This is a genomic window from Streptomyces sp. NPDC093064 (genome assembly GCF_044754605.1).
Taxonomy (GTDB): Bacteria; Actinomycetota; Actinomycetes; order Streptomycetales; family Streptomycetaceae; genus Streptomyces.
On sequence record NZ_JBIVPK010000123.1, the window covers coordinates 1 to 4,318 of the forward strand.

The window sequence follows — 4,318 nt, forward strand, 5'->3', positions numbered from 1 at the left end:
ACCACCCGCGCAATCCGCGACCAACCCCAACGAGCACTTCCACTCCTGGGCATCACCAACAACCCGGGAACCGAGGGAACTTGATCAAGCCCTGATGACAACACCGGCCGCGGACACCGCGAAGAGGCGCTTAATGCGCTGTGCTCGCATGGGTAATACCTTTCCTTCCATCGCCTCGCGCAATGGAACCGCACGAGCGCGCGATCACTCCGCGCTGAGCTGACCGTTCCCGCAGTGCGCCGCTCCGTGCCCCACACGTGCCCCACGATGCGCCCGGAAGCGTCGCCCTCGCGTTCGGGCGGAACCTTGTTGCTGCGTGGACTCCCTCGACTTGCCACGCGTCAACCGGCCTCAGACTGAGGCCGGGATCGGGTGGCGTCTAGGGCGTGTCCGACGGGTCGGCACAGTCCCTGCGACTCTCCCGGCTACGCTCGCGCGGAAGCGCCCCGCGGCGCGTGGCTGCGGGGCGCATTGTGGGGGTTAGTCGACCGACTGGCCGTTGTATTTACCGCCCACGCAGGGTTTGCCCGGCAAGTCGGTCCGGACATCTCCGCCGCCGTCAATGCACTGGTTAGGGCCGACGACGGGGGCACCCTGTGCGGTGGCGGCAGTGGCGGTGGCGGCGCCTGCGAGGCCGAGTCCGGCGAGGGCTGCCGTGGCGCTGACGGCGGCGAGGATTCGTCGAATGCGCATTTGGTTCCCCTTTCACGGATTACCTCGATTGGGGCACTAGTCAGCTTCGACCGACTCCCCGTCGTATATACCGCCCTTGCAGGGGTTGCCCAGCAAGTCGAACGTTCCGCCACCCTCCTTGCACTTAGAAGGGCTGACCTGTGCGGTGGCGGCGGTGGCGGTGGCAGCGCCTGCGAGGCCGAGTCCGGCGAGGGCTGCCGTGGCGCTGACGGCGGCGAGGATTCGTCGAATGCGCATTCGGTTCCCTTTTCACGGATTACCTCGGTTGGAGCACTAATCAGCTTGACTTTCACCCATGTGGGCAGCACGTCATGCTGCGCCATTCGGGTGACAATGCTGTCGGGTGCGGGGTCGGTGACGCGACCCGTCGGACAGGCCCTAGAACAGGCCCCAGGCGGCACGCGGTAAGACTTTCTCTACTTCATCTGAGGACACCGGCCTCTTGATGGCGCTGAACGCCGTGAGCACCGGGTGGTTCATCGAGGAGTGCGGATTGCTCTACCGCAAGTGGCCCGGACAGAGCACTGCTCACGACGCCCACCACCATGAAGCCGAGCGAGTGCCCGGATGAAGATCATTGAGGAACGCGCCGAAGCGTTGAGCAAGCTCAGCACATGGCACCTGTGAGCCCGGCCTAGCGTTCCCGACGGGTCGGCACAGTCCCTGCGACTCTCCCGGCTACGCTCGCGCGGGAGCGCCCCGCGGCGCGTGGCTGCGGGGCGCCTTGTGGGGTTTAGTCGACAATCATCCCGTCGTATTTACCGCCCCAGCATTTGACGGTGTTGTGCAGATAGGGCTGTCCGCCGCCCTCCCTGCACTGAGAAGGGGTGGTGAAGCCACCCTGTGCGGTGGCGGTGGCGGCGCCTGTGAGGCCGAGCCCGGCGAGGGCTGCCGTGGCGCTGACGGCGGCGAGGATTCGCCGAATGCGCATTCGGTTCCCCTTTCACGGATTGCCTCGGCTGGGCCACTAGCCAGCTTGATCCTCGCCCATGTGGGTGGCACGTCATGTTGCGCCATTCGGGTGACAGTGCTGGCGGGTGCGGGGTCGGTGACGCGAGGCCACAGGGGCCACGGAGAGCGCGAAGAGCGCGAAGAGCGCGAAGAGCGCGAAGAGCGCGGAGAGCGCGGTTACTGATTTTTGTCACTACTAGTTACTTGGAGCGGAGCGGACCGGAGCCCAAGGGAGCCGGTCCGCGCGAGGTGTGCTGGCGGCGCACCCAGCTCACCGGCGAACTCCCCCTGCCCGTCAAGGACACCGAAGGCAAGGGCATCGATCTCCTGCTGCGGTTGTGCAACTTCGCCACCGCGGAGACGGAGTGCCTGGCCATCGCTTGGTTGGTCGGCTGCCTCGGGCCGTCCGTGCCCGTCCCCGCCCCCTTCCTCACCGGCCCCCAGGGCGCGGGCAAGTCCACCGGCGGGCGCATGCTCGTCAGGATCATCGAAGGCATGAGCGGTGACCTGCGCCGGGCCCCGAAGGACGAGGAGAACCTGATCGCGGCCGTCGCCGCCGGATGGGGTGACCGCCCTCGACAACCTCTCCCACATGACCCCGGACCTGTCCGACGCCATGTGCTGCATCGTCACCGGCGCGGAGAACGTCAAGCGCGCCCTCTTCACCGACGGCGACGTGTTCCGCGCCCGCTACCGCCGCCCCTTGCTCCTGACCGGCATCGACGTCGGAGTCATCCGCCCCGACCTCGCCGAACGGCTCCTGCCGCTGCGGCTGGAACGCCCCCGCGTCCGGCGCACCGAGGCGGAACTGTGGGCGGAGTACGCGGAGGTTCTGCCCGTCGTCCTCGGGTCTCTCCTGGACCTCACGGTCAAGGTCCGCGCGGTTGAGGCGGAGACCCCCACCGACCTACGCATGGCCGACTTCGCGCACCTCTGCGCGCAGCTCGACGCGGCAACCGGCCTCGGAGCGCTCACCGCCTACCGGGCCAGTCTGGACGACCTCAACGACGACGTCATTGAGGGCGATCTCCTCGCGCAGACCGTCCTCAGGCACGCCGCAGACATCGAACAGGGCGCAGAACAGCGCATGACCTCCACCGAGTGGCTCCACTGCCTCACCCGCCTCTACACCGGCGAGGACTTCCGCCCCCTGCCCAAGGGCTGGCCCACCACCGGCAAAGTCCTCTCCGACCGCCTCAAGCGCCTCCAGCCGACCCTGGCCGCCCGTGCGTCCTGATCGACTCGGGCCGCACCAGAGAGGGCCGCTACATCGAGATGACCCGATCGCCGACCCCGCCCCCACACGAGCAGCGGCAAGCGTTCTGACCGGCGACCGCCGGCCCGCCCGCACAAGCAAGAGGAGCACCACCGGCCGGGCGTGCTCCTCTTGCTGTTCGGCGGCGGCGCCGCCCTGCGCTGGACGCGCCGCGAAGCAGCTCCTTCTTCACTCCCTGAGCCGCGCCGCACCACCACAGACACCCCTTCTCTTTTTCCTAAGTGGGGATCGCTGCGTCACCTGCGTCACGGGGGCCCGGAAAACGCCGGGTGACCTGGGCATACGGCCGTGACGCAGACGGCCGCCCTCTGCGTCACGCCGCGTCACCTGCGTCACCTGCGTCACCGGTGACGGACAGCCTGCGTCACCGGTGACGCACCCCCGGCCCTCTGCGTCACCCAAAAACCGCAGGTCAGACGCGTGCATGACGCAGGTGACGCGGTGACGCAGAAATCCATACCTCGGACACAGGCCCCCCAACCCGAAACCAGCCCAAGCGAGGAGTCTCAACGATGGCTCGCCCCAAGATGCTCAAACTCCCCGAAGTCCTCGAAGAAATCGAGATGAGCCGCGCCGCCTTCTACCGCATGCGCGCACGCGGCAAGGCACCGCGCCTGATCAAGCTCCCCCTCCACGCCATCGTGCCGACGGCGTCACACCGACGGCAATTGAGCCACACCCGCCCCTCCGCCGCCATAACCATCCCCGACACGATCAGCGGACGTCTGTCCGGCGGATCAAGGACGCACATGACTGCCCACTGGTAGGAGCAGCTTTTTTATACGGCGGCCCAGCAGCCCGGCGCCCCACGGATGCCCCACTGTCCGGCAAGCGACAGTAAGCCAGGTTCCTATCGCCCAGCGTGGCAGCCCGGCCCCCTGCCCGAGGGTGCAGGGATGTTTCGAACCGATGTTGGCGGGCGTGCAACCCGCCGTGGGTGTTTGGGAGTACCTACGAGCGGACGTCCTAGCCCGCGGCCACCGCTCCTGGTGGTCGCTGCGGGTCGGCGCGTGGGCCCGGCGCGCCGGCCGTCGAGGACCGCCCGGCGTGGTGTCGGGCGGCAGCTTTGAAGGAGAAATGCTCCGTGGCTCTCAGTTTTGCCAGGAAGGCGGCCATAGCGGCCGTCGCAGTCGCCGCGTTCGGAGGGATCTCGTTCGGTGCCTCCGCGATCGCGGCGACGTCGGGCCCGGCCGCCCACTCGGCATCCGCACCCGTCTCCGTCGTTGCCAAGCGGTCTGCTTCCGCTCATCAGCAGGTGCCACAGGTGATCACGCAGGTGATCGGCAAGGGCCGGATGGACGGGCACCGTTGGTCGGTGGTGTTGGAGTTCCACCGGACGCTGCCCAAGGGCGACACCCTGCCCACGTTTCCCAACGGGACCGCGGCACCGGGCACATC

General features: G+C 68.0%; 2 protein-coding genes and 3 pseudogenes. 4 read left to right on the plus strand and 1 reads right to left on the minus strand.

The window, feature by feature from the left end:
* Positions 1-1,114: 1,114 nt before the first annotated feature.
* Positions 1,115-1,320: pseudogene (locus ACIQFZ_RS43140) on the plus strand (glycosyltransferase family 2 protein); the annotation flags it as partial.
* 106 nt (positions 1,321-1,426) lie between these two features.
* Here the strand turns inward: ACIQFZ_RS43140 and ACIQFZ_RS43145 are convergent.
* Positions 1,427-1,624 carry a hypothetical protein gene (locus ACIQFZ_RS43145; RefSeq protein ID WP_383064711.1) on the minus strand — a complete coding sequence of 66 codons (198 nt, stop codon included), beginning with the start codon at positions 1,622-1,624 and terminating at the stop codon, positions 1,427-1,429.
* 260 nt (positions 1,625-1,884) lie between these two features.
* Here ACIQFZ_RS43145 and ACIQFZ_RS43150 point away from each other — a divergent pair.
* From ACIQFZ_RS43150 to ACIQFZ_RS43160, 3 genes and pseudogenes are all read left to right on the plus strand, one after another.
* Positions 1,885-2,970: pseudogene (locus ACIQFZ_RS43150) on the plus strand (ATP-binding protein); the annotation flags it as partial.
* Between the two features lie 462 nt (positions 2,971-3,432).
* Positions 3,433-3,549 (plus strand): annotated as a pseudogene (locus ACIQFZ_RS43155) (excisionase); the annotation flags it as partial.
* 455 nt (positions 3,550-4,004) lie between these two features.
* A partial coding sequence (locus ACIQFZ_RS43160) for a hypothetical protein (RefSeq protein WP_402693968.1) occupies positions 4,005-4,318 on the plus strand: 314 nt, incomplete at its 3' end.

Excerpts from the sequence above, each read along its gene's own strand:
- ACIQFZ_RS43145 (WP_383064711.1), bottom strand. The coding sequence starts at position 1,624 with ATGCGCATTCGGCGAATCCTCGCCGCCGTCAGCGCCACGGCAGCCCTC.